At 51.9% G+C, this 239-nt stretch carries 1 protein-coding gene; it reads left to right on the plus strand.

Features of this window, described 5'->3' with window-relative positions; genetic code table 11:
- Positions 1–239, plus strand: a 239-nt coding sequence (locus KVT34_RS31030) for a chemotaxis protein CheC (protein ID WP_217563375.1), incomplete at both ends; no start/stop codon positions are given.

Below are 239 nucleotides of genomic sequence, written 5' to 3' on the forward strand. Positions count from 1 at the left end.
TATCCATCCTCTTCTCTTTCCTCGGATATCGATGATTACTTATCCTCGCTGGAGCAGGATGCCCTGGGGGAGATCGGCAACATCCCGTTCGGGAGCGCAGCGACCGCATTATCCACTCTGCTCGGCAAGAAAGTGGACATTACGTCACCTAAAGTATCGTGCATTCCGCGCGAACAATTGATCAACGAGCTTCCCCAACCGCACGTTGCCGATCTTGTCAATTATGTAGACGGCTTTGA

The organism is Paenibacillus sp. GbtcB18 (genome assembly GCF_019091125.1).
Taxonomy (GTDB): Bacteria; Bacillota; Bacilli; order Paenibacillales; family NBRC-103111; genus Paenibacillus_F; species Paenibacillus_F chitinolyticus.